2 protein-coding genes are annotated in these 1,703 nt (G+C 24.1%); both read left to right on the top strand.

The genetic code is table 11. The features are described from left to right. The first annotated feature begins 151 nt into the window (after positions 1 to 151). Positions 152 to 361, top strand: coding sequence for a hypothetical protein (locus AS160_RS08945; protein WP_165147910.1), 210 nt, complete (start codon positions 152 to 154; stop codon positions 359 to 361). A 63-nt stretch (positions 362 to 424) separates the two neighbouring features. Next, on the top strand, positions 425 to 1,703 hold a 1,279-nt coding region (locus tag AS160_RS08940; protein ID WP_165147907.1), incomplete at its 3' end, for a hypothetical protein.

Raw genomic sequence — 1,703 nt, 5'->3', positions numbered from 1 at the left:
GTTATCAGGGATAATATAATTTTAAATTTATTTTTGTAAACTCATAAAATTAGAATATGAATGGGCAATGGTTTTATTATAAAAAGAAATAAGCAATAAAGTTGCTATTTGAGGTGGCTTTATTGTAATAATTCTAAAAGGGGGTATTGATATGTCATTCAAAATTATTAGTTTGAATGAACCAGGGATTTTATCAGATTCATCAGATTTAACGCCGTGTGATAGTGATCCAGGTGCCGGAGATGGTGGAATGTCCTGTTTATTTACCTGTGCTCCGGGGAGCATAGATAGAATTTTGGAAATTAATTGTTCCGGGGAAGATTATATACCACCTATATTAGTTCCAAGTTCATGTAATTAGTTTCAAGGGTGTTCAAAATTGAACACCCATTTATCTATTAATAAAATGAGAGGAGTGGATGTTTTGAAATACTTAAAAATTTTATTTTTATTGATTATAATATTATTTGGTAATATACTATATGGATATGTAAAAATCGATAAAAATAAATTGCATTCATTATATGAATATGTACAAAAATATTATGTTAAATATAAAACACAAAATCTAGAGATTTATTTTGAAAAAGATTCTCCATTTAGAAAACATATTGCTGTTTATGCAAAAATATTTCAGGATGAGGTAGATTATTTTATTAAAGTATTTAAAGAAAAAGAAATCCCAGAAAAAATTGTTATTGTAATTATTAATAATGATGCAGATAAATTGGCATTTTCTAACGAGAATGCATCATTTACTACAGGGATAATAGATAAGGATAAAATTAAAACCTTTATTTTTTCAACCATATGGGCTGTTCCACATGAAATAGTTCATGGTTTATGTGGTATATTATGGGGTAAAAGTGGAGTTCCATATATAGATGAAGCTTTTGCAAGCTGGTTTAGATGGTATGATAATCCGTACGTTATAAATAGTTATAATAAAATAATAAAAAAAATAATAATAGATTCTGATGAATTTAAAGTGTTGACGTTTAATGAGAAGTTTAAAAAGATTTTCTTTAATTATAATAATGGTTATACTTTTGGTATTTCATTTTTTGATTTTATTACAAAAAAGTATGGTTATAATGAACTAAAGAAATTATATCAGGAATCTGGAATCCTTTCAGAAAAAATGCTGGAGGAAAAATTAAAAGAATATGCTAAAAACTGGCTTAAATGGCTGGGAGAGACACATTTTGAAGGTAAATATTACTATAAAATGATTTTTAAATACTATAATCATAATTTTACGGGTACCATGGAACTAAAAAAATTATATTCAATAAAAAATATTACAAATAATTTTTATTTTAACTCGCAGCTAAATGCTTTGATTTTTAATTTAGATTACTCTACAAGAAGTGGTTTCATATATTATTTAAATAATGAAAAGATAGAGATTTATGATTCAATCCCTTTAGCAGTTTCAAAAAATTATATAGTAAAATTTGAAGATTATAATTCATTTTATATTTTTGATAGAAATAACACAAATAAAAAGATAAAATTAAATATAAATTATAAATATATAATTCCATCTATATTTATATCAGAAAATGAAAAAAAATTAATAGTAGTAAATGGAGAAAAAATAGATGAGATTAAAGAATACAGTATTGATACCGGTAAACACATAAAAACAATGGATTATAATAAATATATATCTACAATAAAAGAAATAAATGGAAATATAA

Origin of the sequence: Marinitoga sp. 38H-ov, from assembly GCF_011057715.1 — a bacterium.
GTDB lineage: Bacteria > Thermotogota > Thermotogae > Petrotogales > Petrotogaceae > Marinitoga.
This window is presented reverse-complemented; position numbering and strand designations above follow the sequence as displayed.

Bases quoted from the DNA above. Each gene is read 5' to 3' on its own strand.
- AS160_RS08945 (WP_165147910.1), top strand. From the start codon at position 152: ATGTCATTCAAAATTATTAGTTTGAATGAACCAGGGATTTTATCAGAT.